The 18021-nt window shown below is 69.5% G+C and carries 16 protein-coding genes; 8 read left to right on the plus strand and 8 right to left on the minus strand.

Annotated elements, in window-relative coordinates; translation table 11 throughout:
* The first annotated feature begins 20 nt into the window (after positions 1-20).
* Positions 21-1154, plus strand: a complete 1134-nt coding sequence (gene nadA / locus LPB04_RS17775) for a quinolinate synthase NadA (protein ID WP_193685832.1) — start codon at positions 21-23, stop codon at positions 1152-1154.
* Positions 1151-2029, plus strand: coding sequence for a carboxylating nicotinate-nucleotide diphosphorylase (gene nadC, locus LPB04_RS17780; protein ID WP_193685833.1), 879 nt, complete (start codon positions 1151-1153; stop codon positions 2027-2029). Before nadA ends, nadC begins: the two co-directional genes overlap by 4 nt.
* 58 nt (positions 2030-2087) lie before the next feature.
* Here nadC and LPB04_RS17785 read toward each other — a convergent pair whose 3' ends face one another.
* Positions 2088-3143, minus strand: coding sequence for an alpha/beta fold hydrolase (locus tag LPB04_RS17785; RefSeq protein ID WP_227496460.1), 1056 nt, complete (start codon positions 3141-3143; stop codon positions 2088-2090).
* Positions 3140-4039, minus strand: a complete 900-nt coding sequence (locus tag LPB04_RS17790) for an NAD-dependent protein deacetylase (RefSeq protein WP_193685834.1) — start codon at positions 4037-4039, stop codon at positions 3140-3142. The genes LPB04_RS17785 and LPB04_RS17790 overlap by 4 nt, the downstream gene beginning before the upstream one ends.
* Before the next feature lie 145 nt (positions 4040-4184).
* Between LPB04_RS17790 and LPB04_RS17795 the strand changes: the two genes are divergently transcribed.
* Entirely contained in the window at positions 4185-4718 is a 534-nt protein-coding gene (locus LPB04_RS17795; protein ID WP_193685835.1) for a Cif family virulence factor, read from the plus strand.
* Between the two features lie 7 nt (positions 4719-4725).
* Here LPB04_RS17795 and LPB04_RS17800 read toward each other — a convergent pair whose 3' ends face one another.
* From LPB04_RS17800 to LPB04_RS17815, 4 genes are all read right to left on the minus strand, one after another.
* Positions 4726-5622 (minus strand): DMT family transporter, encoded by an 897-nt coding sequence (locus LPB04_RS17800; protein WP_193685836.1) that lies wholly within the window; start codon positions 5620-5622, stop codon positions 4726-4728.
* Positions 5623-5636: 14 nt separating this feature from the next.
* On the minus strand, positions 5637-7265 hold the full coding sequence (gene nadB, locus LPB04_RS17805; RefSeq protein ID WP_193685837.1) for an L-aspartate oxidase: 1629 nt from the start codon (positions 7263-7265) through the stop codon (positions 5637-5639).
* Positions 7266-7349: 84 nt separating this feature from the next.
* Positions 7350-8153, minus strand: coding sequence for an alpha/beta hydrolase family protein (locus LPB04_RS17810; protein ID WP_193685838.1), 804 nt, complete (start codon positions 8151-8153; stop codon positions 7350-7352).
* Positions 8150-8992, minus strand: a complete 843-nt coding sequence (locus LPB04_RS17815; RefSeq protein WP_193685839.1) for a hydrolase 2, exosortase A system-associated — start codon at positions 8990-8992, stop codon at positions 8150-8152. The genes LPB04_RS17810 and LPB04_RS17815 overlap by 4 nt, the downstream gene beginning before the upstream one ends.
* 224 nt (positions 8993-9216) lie before the next feature.
* Between LPB04_RS17815 and LPB04_RS17820 the strand changes: the two genes are divergently transcribed.
* A complete protein-coding gene (locus tag LPB04_RS17820; protein WP_193685840.1) occupies positions 9217-10905 on the plus strand; it encodes an AMP-binding protein in 1689 nt (562 codons plus the stop codon).
* The gene (locus LPB04_RS17825) at positions 10902-12719 is read left to right on the plus strand and encodes an asparagine synthase-related protein (protein ID WP_193685841.1); all 1818 of its coding nucleotides are present in this window, start codon (positions 10902-10904) and stop codon (positions 12717-12719) included. The genes LPB04_RS17820 and LPB04_RS17825 overlap by 4 nt, the downstream gene beginning before the upstream one ends.
* 55 nt (positions 12720-12774) lie before the next feature.
* Here LPB04_RS17825 and LPB04_RS17830 read toward each other — a convergent pair whose 3' ends face one another.
* Complete coding sequence (locus tag LPB04_RS17830) at positions 12775-13971, minus strand: glycosyltransferase (protein WP_227496461.1); 1197 nt, start codon at positions 13969-13971, stop codon at positions 12775-12777.
* 453 nt (positions 13972-14424) lie between these two features.
* Here LPB04_RS17830 and LPB04_RS17835 point away from each other — a divergent pair, with 453 nt between their 5' ends.
* The 3 genes from LPB04_RS17835 to LPB04_RS17845 all read left to right on the plus strand — a co-directional run bounded on the left by LPB04_RS17835 (position 14425) and on the right by LPB04_RS17845 (position 17465).
* Positions 14425-15186, plus strand: coding sequence for an N-acyl amino acid synthase FeeM domain-containing protein (locus LPB04_RS17835; protein ID WP_193685842.1), 762 nt, complete (start codon positions 14425-14427; stop codon positions 15184-15186).
* Positions 15183-16841 carry an FAD-binding oxidoreductase gene (locus tag LPB04_RS17840; protein ID WP_227496462.1) on the plus strand — a complete coding sequence of 553 codons (1659 nt, stop codon included), beginning with the start codon at positions 15183-15185 and terminating at the stop codon, positions 16839-16841. Before LPB04_RS17835 ends, LPB04_RS17840 begins: the two co-directional genes overlap by 4 nt.
* Positions 16842-16955: 114 nt before the next feature.
* Positions 16956-17465, plus strand: a complete 510-nt coding sequence (locus LPB04_RS17845; RefSeq protein WP_227496463.1) for a pyridoxamine 5'-phosphate oxidase family protein — start codon at positions 16956-16958, stop codon at positions 17463-17465.
* A gap of 48 nt (positions 17466-17513) precedes the next feature.
* Here LPB04_RS17845 and LPB04_RS17850 read toward each other — a convergent pair whose 3' ends face one another.
* Positions 17514-17903 (minus strand): hypothetical protein, encoded by a 390-nt coding sequence (locus tag LPB04_RS17850; protein ID WP_193685844.1) that lies wholly within the window; start codon positions 17901-17903, stop codon positions 17514-17516.
* Positions 17904-18021: the final 118 nt, after the last annotated feature.

An 18021-nucleotide genomic window follows, 5' to 3' on the forward strand; every position in this document is an offset into this window, starting at 1 on the left:
GACAAGAGAGCATATAACGCATGAACATCCTGCCCATCCAGACCTACGAATACGACCACCCGCAAGGCGGCAACGCCTGCACCGCGCAAGCCTGGGCACGCACCCCCGCACCCCTCGCCAGCGAAGAAAAAGCTGAACTGAAAGAGCGCATCCGCCGCCTCCTGAAGGAAAAGGAAGCCGTCCTCGTCGCCCACTACTACGTCGATCCCGACCTGCAGGACCTGGCCGAGGAAACCGGCGGCTGCGTCTCGGATTCGCTCGAGATGGCCCGCTTCGGCCGCGACCATCCGGCGAAGACCCTGGTCGTCGCCGGCGTGCGCTTCATGGGCGAGACCGCGAAAATCCTGAGCCCCGAAAAGACGATCCTGATGCCCGACCTGGAAGCGACCTGTTCGCTCGACCTGGGCTGCCCGGCCGACGAATTCGCCGCTTTCTGCGACCAGCATCCGGACCGCACGGTCGTGGTCTACGCGAATACCAGCGCCGCCGTGAAAGCGCGTGCCGACTGGATGGTGACGTCCTCGATCGGCCTGGACATCGTCAAGCACCTGCACGAGCAGGGCAAGAAGATCCTGTGGGCGCCCGACCGCCACCTCGGTTCCTATATCCAGAAGCAGACCGGCGCCGACATGCTGCTGTGGCAGGGTTCCTGCATCGTGCACGACGAGTTCAAGGGCATCGAACTCGACCTGCTGAAGGCCGAATACCCGGATGCGAAAGTGCTGGTGCACCCCGAGTCGCCCGCCAACGTCGTGGCCCAGGCCGACGTGGTCGGCTCGACCACCCAGCTGATCAACGCCGCGGTGACGCTGCCGGCGACCCAGTTCATCGTCGCCACCGACAACGGCATCCTGCACAAGATGCGCGCCGCCGCGCCGGGCAAGCACTTCATCGAAGCGCCGACCGCCGGCAACAGCGCGACGTGTAAAAGCTGCGCCCATTGCCCGTGGATGGCTATGAACGGCCTGAAGAACCTGGCCGAGGTGCTTGAATCGGGCGCAAATGAAGTCTTTGTCGACCCGGCGATCGGCAAGGAGGCCGTTCGCGCGATCGACCGTATGCTGGACTTCGCCGCCGCCAGGAAAGCGCAGGCGCTGCCGAGCGGAGCGCTGGAACAGAACGCCCAACTCTTCTCGAATGTAGGCCCCGCATGACGACGCTGAAGAACCCCCACGATGCCTTCGACGACAAGCTGCAGGCCTCGTTCGAACAGAACATCCTGGCCGCGCTGCTGGAAGACATCGGGACCGGCGACCTGACCGGCATGCTGGTGCCCGAAGAACCGCGCGCCCAGGCACGGGTTCTGGTGCGCGAAGCGGCCGTTCTCTGCGGCGCACCCTGGTTCGAAGGCGTGATGCTGGCCGTCGACCAGGACATCGAGATCGACTGGAAGTATGCCGAGGGCGACCTGATGGCGAAGGACAGCATCGTCTGCACGATAACCGGCTCGCCCCGTTCGCTGCTGACCGCCGAGCGCGCGGCCCTGAACTTCATGCAGCTGCTGTCGGGCGTGGCGAGCGCCACCCGCAAGTACGTCGACGTGATCGCGGGGACGAATGCCGCCATCCTCGACACCCGCAAGACCTTGCCCGGCCTGCGCCAGGCGCAGAAATACGCGGTGCGCGTCGGCGGCGGCAAGAACCAGCGCATGGCTTTATACGACGGCATCCTGATCAAGGAAAACCACATCGCCGCGGCCGGCGGCGTCACCGCTGCCCTGAACAATGCCGCGGCATTGAACGCCGGCCGGGGTTCCAACGTTCCGGTGCAGATCGAGGTCGAGACCATCGCCCAGCTCGAGGAAGCGCTGGCCGCGGGTGCGAAGTCCGTCCTGCTGGATAACTTCGACCTCGGCATGATGCGCGAAGCGGTGCAGGTGAATGCGGGCCGCGCGCTGCTGGAGGCCTCGGGCGGCATCAACATGGAGACCGTGCGCGCGATCGCGGAGACGGGCGTGGACCGGATTTCGATCGGCAGCCTGACCAAGGATGTGCGGGCGACGGATTATTCTCTGCGGATCGTCGGCTGAGCGGACCACGACAAGCGCACGAAAAAGGGCGGGCTCTTTAAAAGGAGCCCGCCCTTTTTTACACCCCGCTCTCGCTCGCCCTCGCCAGGGCTTCCGCCCGCGGGCTGCGCAATCCGATCGGCTCTCCCACCTGGGCCGCGATGGCATCGACGGCGGCGACGATCTGCTCCGGATGCGCATAATGCACCATGTGCCCCACGCCCGGCTGCAGGTGCAGCTCGCTCGAATGCCCCTCGTCCTGCAGCGCCTCGTGCAGCCGCTCGGACTGGACCGCCGGCTTGACGATCTTGTCCTGGGTGCCCGTGATGATCTGCACCGGCACGCGCAACTGATCGACCCGTTTCGACAGCGACATCGCCGCCGGCACCATCAGCGCCGCCTCCGCTCCGCTGGCGCGCAGCTGCTTCGGCCGCAGCGCCATCCAGGGCGACAGCTGGCGGAAGCGTTCCGGCACCTTCATCGGCGAGAACACGCGCTTGCTGAGCAGCGGCCACAGCATGCGCGAGATCAGGGGCGACACCGTATAGCGCATCAGGTCGCCGATGATCGGAATCGCCGGCTGCGCGACCACCGGCACGTCCAGGCGCAGGGTAGGGTAGAAGTAGCCCGACAGCAGCACCAGGCCGCGCACGAAGTCGGGCACCTGCAGGCCCATGGCGAGCGCGACCATCGTTCCCCAGGAATGGCCGAGCACGATCGCCGAATCGACCCCGATCTCCTGCAGCGCGTGATGCAGCAGGCGCGCCTGGGCATCCGGGGTCCAGACCGTGCTGCGCGGCCGGTCGCTGTAGCCGTAGCCGGGACGGTCGAAGGCGATCACCCGGTAGCGCGCGCTCAATTGCTCCATCAGGCCGCTGTACTCGAAGTCGTTGGCGAAGACGCCGTTCCCGTGCAGCAGCACCAGGGCCGGCCCGCTGCCGCGCTCGAGATAGTGCAGGCGCACGCCGTCGACTTCGACGAACTTGCCGCGCGGCGGGTTCTCGCGTTCGGCCTGGGCGGTCTTGCTGCGCACGACCAGGAAGGCGGCTGCCAGGCCGAGGCCGGCGACGATGGCGCCGGTGGACAGGCCCGAACCGGATGGGCGGGAGATGATGCTGCGGAATGAACTCGTCACTGTGTTTCCCCTTGTGCAAAATGTTGGAGTGGAGTGTCTCCTCCGGTCTGGTTCAACAGGTGTGCGACGCCTGGAAGCAGGTGCTCGGCCTGCTTCTCGATCTTGAGCGTCAGCAGCGGGTCGGCCCGGGTGTAGCCGAGATTCACCGCCGCGATCGGTTTGCCGGCCGCGTGGGCCAGGCGGCAAAAGCGAAAGCCGGAAAACACCACGAGCGAGGACCCGACCACGAGCAGTGCGTCGGCTGCGTCCATCATCGCAACCGCGGCGGCGGTACGGGCGGCAGGGACGTTGTCGCCGAAGAAGACGACGTCCGGCATGAGCGTGCCGCCGCAATGCGGACAGGCGGGCAGGCGAAAGTCAGCCAGCGCCTCCGGTTCCAGCTGTGCATCGCCGTCCGGCAGGGGCGTGGCGACGATGTTCGCGAAGTGCGGGTTGGCGGCCACCAGCTGCTCCTGGACGGAGGCGCGCGAGCTGCGCTCCCCGCAGTCCAGGCAGACGGTGAGGTGGATGTTTCCGTGGAGTTCAATCACGGCGCGGCTGCCGGCCTGGGTATGCAGGCCGTCGACATTCTGGGTCAGCAGCGCGCGCAGGTGGCCGCCCTGTTCGAGAGCGGCCAGCGCCCGGTGACCGGCGTTCGGACGGGCGCCGGCCAGCACCGGCCAGCCGACCATGCTGCGCGCCCAGTAACGCCGCTGCGCGGCCTGCGAGCGGCGGAACTCTGGGCCCTGGGTCGGCAGGTTGCCGCGCCTGACGCCCTCGCGGTCGCGGTAGCCCGGAATGCCGGAGGCGGTCGACATGCCCGCGCCGGTCAGGACCAGCGTGTTCGGATGGCGCGCCAGGAAGTCCGCCAGTTGCGTGGCGTGCTCGTGCTCATGCTCGTCGAATCCTTCTGCCATCGTAATGCTTTCTCCCGTTCTGCTGGGATCGTAGCACCCTTGCAGGTTCAGCCGACACACGATTCCGGGTGTTCATCACAGCGCGATTGCGGGCAGGCGGGCGCCGGCCTACGCTGGCCGCTCCGACATCCTGAAAGGAAAACCCATGCGATACCTGATTCTGGCCATATTGAGCGCGTTTGCGATGATCGTCACCTCAGCAGATGCGGCCGATGCGGCCGTGGCGCCCGCCCACGTCGGGCGCCACACGGCCACGGTGGAAGACGAGCGCGAGATCCGGCAGGTGGTGGCCGAGTTCCAGTCCGCGCTGAAGACGAAGAACACCTACCAGCTGGCCTCGCTGATGCTCCACAGCGACATCGAATTCGCGTCGCCGACGCCGCCCGAGGTACTCCGGAAGCTCCAGGAATCGGTCGATCCGAACGCCGTGCCCGTGCGCGCCGGCGGCTTGCGCGATTTCGCGCGCTTCATCCGCGACAGCAAAGTGCCGGTCGAAGAGCGCTTCTACAACCTGAAAATCACCCAGGACAAGCACATCGCCTGGGTGATGTTCGATTACGAGTTCGTGGAAGACGGCAAGGTCGGGAATTACGGGATCGAGACCTGGCAGATGACGAAGAATATCGAGGGCAAATGGAAGATCGCCAGCGTCTGGTGGAGCACCAACCTGATGCAGTGAGCGCCGCTTACCTTGCCGAGACGGCGATGCCGCCGACGATCAACCCGAAGGCCAGCGCGTGGTACAGGTGCGGCGCCTCGCCCAGAAAAGCGGACGAGAGCAGCGCCGTGAAGAGCGGGGTCAGGTTGATGAAGAAGGAGCCGAGCGTCGGCCCCGCCTTTTGCAGGCCTGCGCCCCAGCAGCGCATCGCCAGGATCGCCGGCCCGATCGCGACGTACAGCAGGGCGGCCGCGAGCGGCCAGCTCCAGGCGATCACGACATCCTTGACAGCCCATTCGGCAGCCGACAGGGCCGCCGACCACAGCACGCCATAGCCGACCTGGGCCAGCAGGAAAGCGGCCCAGTCGGCGCGCAGGCCGGGCACATCGCGCTGCTGCATCAGCATCCAGCTGTAGAAGGACCAGGCGATCGTCGCCAGGATCATGTACAGGTCGCCGGGCACCAGGCGCAGGGCCGCCAGCTGGCCGATGTCGCCGCGGCACAGCACCACCAGCACGCCTGCGATCGAGAGCAGCGCGCCGGCGACCTGCTTCGGCTTCACCGGCGCCTTGTAGAAGAGCTTCCCGACCAGCAGCATCCAGACCGGCATGCCGGAGGCCACCAGGGTCACGTTGATCGGGGTCGAGCTTTGCAGGGCCAGGTATTGCAGCGAGTTGTAGAGGCCGATGCCGAGCAGGCCGAGCATGCTGTAGCGGCGCCAGTTGGACAGCACGCCGCTGCCGGGAGCGAACATCGCGCGCCCGAGCGGCAGCAGCACTACCAGGGCGATGCTCCAGCGCAGCAGGTTGAGCGTCATCGGGGGCACGGCGTCGCGCACCATGCGGCCGACAATGGCGTTGCCGGCCCAAAGCAGGGGCGGCACCGTCAGCAGCAGCGCCGTGGGGAGGGTCAGTTTGCGGTTCAAGGCGGAACGTGAGCTTAGCGCCGCTCGGGCGTCAGGACGCTCGGCAGCGCCTTCGGCAGCGTGTCCGGATAGTCGCGCGAATAATGCAGGCCACGGCTTTCGTGGCGCGAGAGCGCGCTGTTGACGATCAGCGAGGCCACGTCGACCAGGTTGCGCAGCTCCAGCAGGTCGTGCGTGATGCGGAAATTGCGGTAGTACTCGTCGATCTCTTCCTTCAGCAGCTTGATCCGGTGCTGGGCGCGTTCGAGGCGCTTGGTGGTGCGCACGATGCCGACGTAATTCCACATGAAGCGGCGCAGCTCGTCCCAGTTATGGGCGATGACGACTTCCTCGTCGGCGTTGGTGACGCGGCTTTCGTCCCAGGGCGGCAGCACCGGATTCTCGGCCCGCGGCGCGGCTGCGATCTGGCTGGCGCAGGCGCGGCCGACGACCACGCATTCGAGCAGCGAATTGCTGGCCAGGCGGTTCGCGCCGTGCAGGCCGGTGCAGGCCGTTTCGCCGACCGCGTACAGGCCGGGGATGTCGGTGCGCCCGGCCAGGTCGGTGACCACGCCGCCGCAGGTGAAGTGCACCGCCGGCACGACCGGGATCGGTTCTTTGGTGATGTCGATGCCCAGTTCCAGACAGCGCGCGTAGATGGTCGGGAAGTGCTCCTTCAGGAACTCCGGGCTCTGGTGGCTGATGTCGAGGTGGACGTAATCGAGGCCGCGCTTCTTCATCTCGAAGTCGATGGCGCGCGCCACCACGTCGCGCGGGGCCAGTTCGCCGCGTTCGTCGTGGGCCGGCATGAAGCGCGTGCCGGCCGCGACGCCGGCTTCCGGCGGCAGTTTCAACAGGCCGCCTTCGCCGCGGATCGCTTCCGTGATCAGGAAGGATTTGGCATACGGGTGGTACAGGCAGGTCGGGTGGAACTGGATGAATTCCATGTTCGACACGCGGCAGCCGGCGCGCCAGGCCATCGCGATGCCGTCGCCGGTGGCGGTGTCGGGATTGGTCGTGTACAGGTAGACCTTGCCGGCGCCGCCGGTGGCCAGCACCGTGTGCTCGGCCTCGAAGGTCAGGACCTTGCCGCTCTGTTCGTCCTGCACGTAGAGGCCGTGGCAGCGCGGCTGGCCGACCAGGTGGGGTGTGCCGCCGTGTACAGCCTTGCCGCTCAGTTTGTCCGAGGTGATGACGTCGATCGCGCAGTGCTGCTCGAACAGCGAAATGTTCGGATGGGCGCGCACTTTCTGTTCCAGCGTGACCTGTACCGCGTGGCCGGTGGCGTCGGCGGCGTGGATGATGCGGCGCTGGCTGTGGCCGCCCTCGCGGGTCAGGTGGAAGCCCAGCTCCGCCGTCGCGTCGCGCGTAAACGGCACGCCTTGCTCGATCAGCCATTCGATCGCTTCGCGGCCGTGCTCGACGATGTAGCGGGTGGCCCCTTCGTCGCACAGCCCGGCGCCGGCCACCAGGGTGTCGGCGATATGCTGGTCGTGGCTGTCGCCGGAATCGAGGACGGCGGCGATGCCGCCCTGGGCCCAGTTGCTGGCGCCGTCGAGCAGCGCCCGTTTCGAGATGATGGCAACCTTGCGCGTTTGCGCGAGGTGCAGGGCCACCGACAGGCCGGCCAAACCGCTGCCGACAATTGCGACGTCAAATTTCATGGCACGTTTAATGTTTGTACAAGAGCATTACTATAGTCGATTTGCCGTGGATGCGTTCCCCCCGTGCCCGGGGAGGCCACCAGCCTACCAGGAACCCAGCCAGCTGGCGCAGGCAAAGGCGACGGCATCGCGCCAGGCGCTGCGCCGGCTGTCGGCGCCGGCATGCGCGATCTCGACCCGGCGGCTGCGCGGGTACTGGCCCACGAGCGCGCGGGTGGCGTCGCTGCCGGGAGCCTGGGCGCCGCCGCAGACCAGCAGTACGCGCCCGCCGAAGCCGGCCAGGGCCTGGGCGAGCGCCGGCGCCAGCTTCTGCCCGGGCGCTTCGCCTCCGGGCCCGCGCCCGACGGCGCGGCTGGCTGCCTGGCGAAAGGCAGCGGCACGCCGGAACAGGCGGTCGGCGGCCGAGCGCGGCCCGTAGCGCAGGACCGGCGTGTTTTCCGGCGCGCGACCGGTGCCGCCGCCCCGCTGCGGCAGCAAGGGGTCGAGCACAGGGTCGAGCAAGGCCAGGCCGGCGATGCGCGTGTCGCCGGCGGCATACAGCGCGGCGGCAGCAGCCGCGTCGCCCGGCGCCAGGATCACGCATTCCTTCATTTCGGGGACATGGAAGAAGAATTCTTTCATGGCTGCGCCGACGTCCTCGACGCCCTGGCCGATCGCCTGCCCCTCGCTGTCGCCGGCGCCGGCGCGGTCGAAACGCATCACGGCCACGCCGCGCGCCGCCAGCAGGCGCGAGAGCAGGGTGAACTGGCGATGGCTGCCGGCGCGGTACTGGCTGCTGTCGGCCAGGATTAGCATGCCGCGCACCAGCGGCCGTTCGGGGACGTCGACGATGCCGATCAGGGCATTGCCGGCGCAGTGAAAGCGCAGCGCACGCTGTTCGAGTTTCATGCCGGATCTCCTGTAAACACGTCGCAGGTCGCCGCGCGCAGGGACGGGCAATCGAGTTCGCCCGCGCCGCTCCAGAGCGGCGAACCCTCGAGCGGATGGAAATGCAGGGTCGCGCCGGCCGCGCGCCAGCGTTCGCCGAGGCGGGCGGCACTGGCCGCCAGTTTCGAGGGCGCCGGACCGCCGTAGGCGAACCAGTGCACGGGGCAGGGCGGCAGCACCACGTGGGCGGCGTCGCAGGCATCGATGGCTTTGACCAGCGGCACCGCCACTTCGAAGCCGCCGACCTCGATCGCGCCGTGCACGGCGAGCTGCGCGCGCAACGCCGCCGTGCTGCGCGGCGCTCCGGGGGCGGGATCCTGGAGTTGCTCGGACAGGCGCAGGAACTGGTTGATGCAGGCGCGCCCGCTCATGTAGGGCTGCCACAGCAGCACCCGGCATGCCGCCAGGCGCACCGCCGCGTCGAGCGCCAGCAGGCCGCCCAAGCGCAGGCCCCACAGGGTCAGCGGTCCGTTGCCGCGGTCGGCAAGCCAGGCGGCGGCCTGGGCCAGGTCGGCGTGCCAGATCTGCCAGCGCCCCGCATTGAACTCGCCGCAGCTGTCGCCGCAACCGAACAGGTCGATTTGCAGCACCGCGTAGCCGAGTGCGGCAAAGGCGCGCGACTGCAGGGCCGCCATCCGCCGCGTTCGGCTGAGCTCGCCGGCGAAGGGATGGACGTAGAGGATCGAGCCGCGCGGCGCCACGTGGGGATTCGGCGCGTGGTACAGGGAAAAGCGCGTGCCAGGCTCGGCATCGAAGAAAAAGGGCTCCACGCGCGGCGTGGTCAGCAGCGGAGCATTCATGGCCTGTCATCTCCTGCACTCTGGGGCCGGGCGCGCGCAGGGCGTGTCGAGGCCGGTTTAAGGACGTAACGATCATGCATTTATGTCAATTAGACACGCGTGCCGCCGGCCGACCTTGCGCGCACACAGCTGAGGCCAAGCAATTTCCATTGACGAGAATCAATGACCTGTTTGCAGTTTTTCTCAATCATGCATTTTTACGTTGAGCTTGATTGGAGGAAAAAATGGCCCAGCTGGCACATGAACTGGTGGAAGCGGCAGCCGTCTGGACGCCGCACGCCACCGCCTTGCGCCACGGCGCCGAGCGCATCAGCTACGCCGGCCTGGCCGGTGCGATTGCCGCCTTTGCCGGCGCCCTGGGAGCGGCCGGGATCGGCGCCGGCGAACGGGTCGCCGTCTGCCTGCCGGCCTCCACGCCCGCGGTCGCCGCGCTGCTGGGCGCGTCGAGCGCCGGCTGCGCCTTCGTGCCGGTCGACCCGACGCTGGCGCCTGCACAGGTGGCGGCCCTGCTGCGCGATTGCGGCGCGCGCCTGCTGGTCGTCGATCCGACCGGACTGCACGTGCTGGGCGATGCCCTGAAAGCGTGCTCCTCGCTGCGCAGCATCGTCGTCCACGGCGCCAGCATGCCGCGCTCGGCCCCGGTTCCGGTGCTTTCCTGGGACCGCTTCCTGGCCTCCGCCACGCCCTCCAGCTCGCCCGCACCGGCCAGCGCGACGCTGGCGGCCCTGATCTACAACACAACTGAGAACGCAACTGCGGACACAGCGCCGGACAAGGCGTCCCGGATTGCCACGCCGGCGCCGCCGCGCGGCGTCGCGTTCTCGCACCGCAACCTGGTCGCCGGCGCCGAGTCGACCGCGCGCTGCCTCGGGATCAAGCCCGGCGACCGCCTGCTGGCGGCCTTGCCCTTCCATGGCGACTACGGGCTGAACGCCTTGCTGGCCGCGCTCGCCGCCGGCGCTACCGTGGTGCTCGATACGCCGGGCGCCGCGCCGCGCGGTATCCAGCCCGCTGCGTTGCCCGATCCGGCAGCCCTGGCGCGCCTGCTCGAGGGCGGCGAGATCACCGGGCTGGTCGCGCTGCCCGCCACCTGGAATGCCCTGTCCGGACAGACGCTCGGCCGCGCCGCCGACTGCCTGCGCTATGCCGCCTGCGCCGGCGGCGGCCTGGACCCCGACGCGTTGACGACGCTGCGGGCCGGCCTGCCGCGCACCCGCATCCACCTGCTGTACGACATCGGCGAGGCCTGCCGCTCGACCAGCCTGATGCCGGCCCAGCTCGACGAGCGCCCGGGCTCGATCGGGCGCGCCGTCCCGTATTCCGACTGGCTCGTGGTGCGCGCCGACGGCCGCGAGTGCGCGCCCGGCGAGACCGGCGAACTGGTGCGCCGCGGCGCGCTCGTACCATTAGGTTACTGGAACGACCCGTCGGCCAACCGCGAGCAGTTCCGCTTCCTGCCGCCGGCCGCAGGCATGGCGCAACGCGAAACCCGGCGCGAGAGCGGCTACTGGCCGGGCGTCAGCGCGCGCCGCGATCTCGACGGCTACCTGTACCTTGCCGAATCCTTTGCCGATCCACGCCAGAACACCATCACCAGCGGCGGCTACCGCATCAGCGGGCGCGAAGTCGAAAAAATCGTCGTCGGCACCGGGCTTGTGCTCGAGGCGGCGGCGGTCGGGGTCGCCCATCCGGTGCTGGGGCAGGTCATCGCCGTGCTGGCCACGCCGCGGCCCGGCGCGCGGCTCGATTCCTCGATCCTGTTCGGCGCCTGCCGCGCGCGGCTGCCGCTGCACATGCTGCCGGCCATGGTCGACGTCCGGCGCGCACCCCTGCCGCGCGCGCGCGATGGACAGATCGACCGCGCGCTGCTGGCGGGCGAACTGGCGCCGCTGTTCGCGGACGTGGCGTCATGAGCGGGCTGTGCGGGTGGGTGTCGCTCGAACCCCCGGGCCTGCCGATCGAGGACATGGCCGCGCCCTTTACTTCGCATCTTGCCAGTTCGCGGCCACTGCGCAGCGCCGGCCACAGCCTGGGCGCCGTCGCGCTCGCGGCCCGTCACGACGAGGCCAGCCTGTACCACCAGGACGGACTGCTGATCGTGCACTGGGGCGAACGGGTCGAGGTGCTGGCGCAGCTGTGGCGCACGCATGGGGCGAGGGCCTGCGCGGCGCTGTCCGGCCACTTCGCCTTCGCGCTCCTCGACGAGCGCCGCGGCGAAGCCTTGGTAGCCGTGGACCGCTGCGCCACGCGCCCGCTGTTCTACCAGATGGCGGGACGCAGCCTGCTGTTTGCCAGCAGCGGCGAAGCGCTGGCGCGCCACCCCGGCGCGGGCCGCACGGTCGACCCGCAGGCCCTGTTCGACTACCTGTACCTGCACGCGGTACACGGGCCGCGCACGATGTTTGCCGGCCAGCGCCGCCTGGCCCCGGGCGAATGCCTGCACCTGCACGGTGGCCGCGTCGAGCGCATCCGCTACTGGCGCATGCGCTATACCGAACACGCAGTCGAGCCGGCGCCGCAAACGGAACTGCTCGATGCGCTCACCTGCGCCCTGGACTGCGCCTCGGACGCGGGCGCCGCGCTGATGCTCGGCGGCGGCTGTGCCGGCACCCTGCTGGCAACGCTGCTGCAGCGCGGCGCCGGACAGCCGGTACACAGCTACGCCGTCGGCTTCGGCGTCGGCGGCGAGCGGCAACTGGCGGGCGCCCGCATGGCCGCGCGCAGGATCGGCAGCCGCCACCGCGAACGATTGCTGGCCCCGGACGACGTGGCCGACGCCGTGGCCGCGCTGGCCAGGCAGGGCGATGCACCCTGCGGCGAGCCGGGCGCGGTCGCCATGCTGTACGCGGCGCAGATGGCGCGCGAGGATGGCCACGGGCGCCTGCATGGCGGCTTCGGCGCGGCCCAGCTGTTCGGCTGCGGCCGCCACGCCGCGCTGGCGCGCACCAGCCGCTACGAACGCCTGCCGGGCGCACTGCGCCAGCTGGCCATCGAGCCGCTGCTGTTCGGCCTCGGTGCGCAGCTGCCGGGCGCCTTCGAACGGGTACGCGCGCGCATCGAGCAGGCGCTGCAGCCGCCGCTGGTGCGGCTGCGCCGGCGCAATGCCTTGCTCGCCCTGGGCGCGGCGAACGTGTTCGAACCGGCCTTCCTCGAACTGGTGGACCCGGACGCGCCCGCCGCGAGGCAGGAAGAAACCTGGTGGCTGGCCCAGGCCCGCAGCGCGGCCAACCGCGCGGTCGACCTCGAACTGCAGGGCGAGCTGCCGTGCCGTATCCTGCCCGCTTTCTCGGCCGCCTGCGCGGCAGCGGGGATGCAGCCGGTCCTGCCTTACCTCGACGACGCCGTGGTCGCCATGGCGGCCCGCCTGGCGCCGCACCACAAGAGCGGCAAGGGCGCGCGCCGCCTGTTTGTGCGCGCACTGGGCGAGATCGGCGCCGGCCTGCCGGCCGCGCAGCGCGCACCGGTGCTGCCCTTCGGCCGCTGGCTGCAGGGCGACGCCCGCCTGCGCGCGCTTGCCTATGACAGCCTGTCCGGCCTGGCCCGGCGCCGCATCCTGCACCGCGAATTCGTCGACCTGCTGCTCGCACGGCGCCTGCCGGAAGACCCGGCGACGCACGGCGAGACGGTGTGGCGCCTCATGATGCTGGAACAGTGGCTGGCGCGCGGCCGGCGCGACGGCTTCGGCCTGGAGACGGATCGCAGCGCGGCTGCGCTCGTGCAGGCCTGAACGCGGGCGGCTTCACCAGGCGCCGCCCCCGGGCAGACATTGCGCCGTCCCTGACTCAGCTTGCCGCCAGCGCGTCGTACACGGCCAGGTAGCTGCGCGCCATCGCCGGCAGGCTGTGGTGGGCAATCACCTGGGCCCTGGCCCGCGCGCCATGGCGCGCGCCCATCTCGGGGATGCGGCAATAGTCCGCGATCGCTGCCGCCATCACGTCCGGCGACATCGGCGGCACCAGGATGCCGGTCAGGCCGGGCTGGACCAGTTCCTTGTGCACGCCGACCGAGGTGGCAACGACCGGCAGCCCGGTCGCCATCGCCTCCAGCAGCACGTTGCCGCTGCCTTCGGCCAGCGCCGGCAATACCATCAGGTCCATCGCCCGCATCAGCTGGGCGGTGTCGGGCCGCTCGCCCGGCAGCCAGGCGCGGTGGCCCGCCCCGGCGCGGTCGAGCATCGCCTGGCATTCGGCGCGCATCGGCCCGTCGCCGACGATCATCAGGCGCAGCCGCCCGTGCGAGGCATGCGGCGACGAGATCAGGCGCAGGAAGGCTTCGACCAGGGTCGTGTCGTTCTTGGCGTCGTCCATGCGGCCGACGCTGCCGATGACGAAGGCATCGTCGTGCATGAAGCCGTCCGGCCCGACCGCCGCGTGCGGCCCCAGGCGCGGGTGGAACTCCAGGCTGTCGACGCCGTTCGAGATATGCGACACCCGCGAGGGTTCGGCTCCGACCTGTTCGATCAGCCAGCGCTCCTGCTCGGCACTGGCGGCGATGTAATGGCCGACCAGGGGGCGCAGCGCCCGGCGCAGCAGGCTGGGCGCGCGCGCGCGGCCGGGTTCGGCCGGAGCATGTCCGGATTCGCGTCCGAATTCGCGTCCATATTCCCCATGCACCCGCAGGCGCACGCCGGCCAGCGCCGCCGCGAGCTGGCCCTCGAGGCCGCCGAAGTTACGCGTATGCACCAGATCGGGCCGCAGCGCGCGCAGGGCGCGCACCATGCGCAGAAAATGGCCGAGGTCGGCGCCCTCGCGCTTGTGCAGGTCGATGACCTCCACCCCGTGCTCGCGCAGGTCGGCATGGAACATGCCGTGGTCGCGCATGCAGAGCACCGCGTGGCGGTAGCGTTCGCCGGGCATGTGGGCGATCAGGTCGAGCAGGCCGTTGCCGGCTCCGCCGCAGTCGAGCCGGTTGACGACGTGGGCGACGAGGCGCGGCGGCGCAAAGGCCGGGCTCATCGCGGCGACGGGACGGTTACCCATGGCTGACGGCGCCGGCCTGGCGGCGTGCGGGAAGGTGGACGGCGCTCATGGACGTAATGCGGAGCGTCGAAGGTCGGCGCAGGACTCGGTGGGCGGCAACTGGCATGGCCGGGCTGGCCGGGAACGGCGGGGGAGGGACATGGGACGGTCTCCGGAGAAAGCCAGCCGGCGCGCAGCGGCAGGTTTTTCGATTATATGGCCGCGCGCGGCGCGCACCGCGTAACCCTTTTTACCGTTGATACCCGTCAAAGCGCCCATGTGCTGAACCGAAACCCCCGCATGGGGCCGGCAATTCCGTCTGGTGCTTGTGGCAAGTTTCTCATCAGCTTGATCCATATCCAGACAGCAAAGAAGCTGCGGAAATGTGGGGAACCAGCTTACTGATGACCTTGTCTGAATGGCAGTCGTGACGTTTTCGCCAATGCCGGCGGGACGCTTTTTCAGGAGACCAGCATGTTGGTAGAAGAATTGCCCATCGCATCGTTCCAGGCGCCGCCGGCGCAGGGACACGCCGCCGGGCGCGCGGCGCAGGGCGGCCAGGACGCGCCGCGCCCGCAGCCCGAGCCCCAGCTGTTCAACGTCCGCGTCGCCCTGTCCGCAGGCCGCCACGCCGACAGCGGCGACCTGGTGCGCCGCATGTACGCCTGGCGCGGCTATGCCTTCGAAGCGGGCGAGCGCAGCGCCGCCGACAAGGTGACTCTGTATGCGGAAACCGGGGGCGAGCTGGTCGGCACGATGAGCCTGTGGCTGGACAAGGGCAATGCGCTGCCGGCCGACGAGAATTTCCGCGACCGGCTCGACATCCTGCGGCGCCAGGGGAGGCGGCTGTGCGAACCGTCGCGCCTGGCGATCGATGCCGGCATGTCCAAGCGCGTGTTCGCCGCCCTGATCCACATCTCCTGGCTGTATGCGCGCGAGCTGCATGGCTTTACCGACTACGTGATCGAGGTCAATCCACGCCACGTGGCCTTCTACCGGCGCATGCTCGGCTTCGCCGATTTCGGCGGTGAGCGGCCGTGCAGCCGGGTCGGCGCACCGGCGGTGCTGCTGCGCCTGCCGCTCGACCAGATGGGCGCGAGCATCCGCAAATGGGGCGGCAGCGTCCAGCAGCAGGCCGGCGAACGCTCCTTCTATCCGTATTTCTTCCCGGCCTGCGACGAGCCCGCAATCAGTGCCCGGCTCGCCGCGCTGTGCCATGGAGGAGAATGGGCATGAGCCAACTCAAGGATTTGCCGCAGAGCGCCCATCCGGAAGCCGCCCTGGCCGCCATGGCGGCCGCGGTCGGCGCCGCCCATGTCCTGGTCGACGAGGACACGCGCGAACGCTATGCGCGCAGCACGGCGGCGCGGCCGGTGCGTCCGCTGGCCCTGGTGCGTCCGGGCGATGCGGGCGAGGTGGCGCAACTGGTCAGGATCGCCGCCGGCGCCCGCATCGCCGTCTACCCGATCAGCACCGGCAAGAACTGGGGCTATGGCGACGCCTGCGCGGTCGGCGCCGGCCAGGTGATCCTCGACCTGTCGCGCATGAACCGCATCATCCACGTCGACCCGGAACTCGCGTATACGGTGATCGAGCCCGGCGTGACCCAGCGCCAGCTGTCGGACTACCTGCGCCAGCGCGGCTACCGGCTTTGGGCCGACTGCACCGGCGCCGGGCCCGACACCAGCTACATCGGCAATATCATGGAGCGCGGCTTCGGCCACTCTCCCTACGGCAACCGGTTGCAGCACGTGGCCGGGATGCAGGTGGTCCTGCCCGGCGGCGAGTTGCTCGAGACCGGTTTCGGGCATTACGCGCAGTCGCGCACCACCCACCTGTTCCCGTATGGCGTCGGGCCTTTCCTGGACGGCCTGTTCACCCAGTCGAACATGGGCATCGTGACCCGGCTCGGCATCTGGCTGATGCCGCAGGCCGAATGCGTGAACCACTTCCTGTGCAGCGTGCCTGCGCACGCCGATATCGGGCCGGTGGTCGACGCCCTGCGTCCCTTGCGGCTGGACGGGACGCTGCGCAGCATCCTGCACATCGGCAACGACATGCGGGTGTTGTCCGGAGCCGGCGTGTTCCCGCGCGCCCGGGTGAGCGAGGGCGCGCGCCTGCCGCAGGCGCTGCGCAGCGCCATGCGCGAGCAGGGCGGCATCGGGGCCTGGAGCGTGTCCGGCGCACTCTACGGCACCCGGGCCCAGGTGGCGGCGGCCCGCGCGGCCCTGCGCCGGGCCTTGCGCGGCACCGCGGCGCGCCCCGTTTTCATCAGCGAACGCAGCCTGCGTGCCGGCGCCCTGGCCGCGCGCCTGCTCGGGAATACGAATGCGGGGCGGCGCCTGCGCGGCAAGGTGGCGCTGGGCGAATCGCTGTTCGCGATGAACCGCGGCGTGCCCGACGGACGTTTCCTGACCGGTGCCTACTGGCGCCGCCGCGACGGCTTGCCGGCGAGCTTTCCTGCGCAGGCCGATCCGGCGCGCGACGGTTGCGGCCTGCTGTGGGTCTCGCCGGTGCTGCCGCTGCGCGGCGAGGACATGCTGGCGGTCCACGCGCTTGCCGAGGTCAGCTTCGAGCGCTACGGCTTCGACCTGTTCGCCACCTTCAGCATGATCAACGAACGCACGCTGGGCGGCGTCCTGACGATCGCCTACGACAAGCAGGACCCGGACGAGACCGCGCGCGCCCGTGCCTGTCATGACGAGGTCTTCGGGAGCATGTTCGAGGCCGGCTATATCCCCTACCGCGTCGGCAACCATGCGATGGCGAGGCTCGACCCGGCGCGCGACACCTACTGGCGCACGGTGGGCGCGATCAAGGCGGCGCTCGACCCGGCGGGCATCCTGGCCCCGGGACGCTACCAGCCGGACGTGGCGAGGGAGCTCGGGTAGAGACAGGGGCCTGAGCAGATGGGGAGCCGTGCGCGCGACTGCGTACGGCGCCGCACGGAGCGTTGCACGCGCACGGCCTAGGATGTCGGTTCACTCAATCATCAAGGAAACACCATGTCCATGACGAATGCTTCCGCACAGGCGGCTGCACTGGCGGACAAGATCCGCTCGATGCGCTTCGCGATGTTCACCACTGTGGACGAACAAGGCCACCTGATCAGCCACCCGATGACCAACCAGGAGACGGACGAGCAGGGCGGCCTGTGGTTCTATACCTCGATCCATGCGCCGCTGTGGCAGAACATCGCGCTCCAGCCCGAAGTCAATGTCAGCTTCGCGCAGCCGGAGGACAGCCTGTATGTCTCGATCAGCGGCACGGCCGAGCGCGTAGTCGACCGCGAACGCATCCGCGCGCTGTGGAACCCGATGGTGCAGGCCTGGTTCCCGCACGGCCCCGAGGACGAACATGTGGTGCTGGTGCGCGTGGCGCCGCACGCCGCCGAATACTGGGATTCGAACGACAGCAAGATGGTGCGCCTGTTCCAGATGGCCAAGGCGGCCGTCACGGGCAGCACGCCGGACGTCGATCCGGGAGAACACGGGACGATCAGGCTGCAATCCTGATTCCGCAAGCGCCGCTGCCGGGCAGGAGGACGCCCGGCGGCGGGATATTCAGGGCGCCGGAGGCAGATCGTCCGCCGACTGGTTCGCACCCGTCTCCGGGCTGCCCAGGCCGGTGCCCGTGCCGCCTGCCTGCTGCGAGCGGGTATCGAGCGCGCCGCGCGAGCCGCTTTGGACGGCGCTGCCGTCGGCCTCGGGCTTCGTTTCCGGTGCCGCCGGCGAATCTTGCGCTTTCGAGCCCGGCGGCGCGTCGATCTCGCCCGTGCTCTGCGTCAGTTGCGCGCCGCCGCTGCCGCCGGTTTCCTGCATGGTTTCGTGGCTGGGGGTGGCGCCGGCCTGGCCGCTGGTGGTGCCGCCCACGCCCAGGGTGGTCGACGCCACGTCCTGCGTGCCGGTCGTACCGCTTGTTCCGCTGGTTCCACTAGATGCTTGCGTAGCCATATTGGTCTCCCGATCTTCGATATTCCCATTATGCGCGCCTGCACTTGCCCTGCCATCGGTGCGTGCAGCGTGATGCTGTAGGAGAGTGACTCATCGAAGCGCAAAGCCATGTGCAGCA

The sequence above is a fragment of the Massilia litorea genome, assembly GCF_015101885.1.
Classification (GTDB): domain Bacteria; phylum Pseudomonadota; class Gammaproteobacteria; order Burkholderiales; family Burkholderiaceae_D; genus Telluria; species Telluria litorea.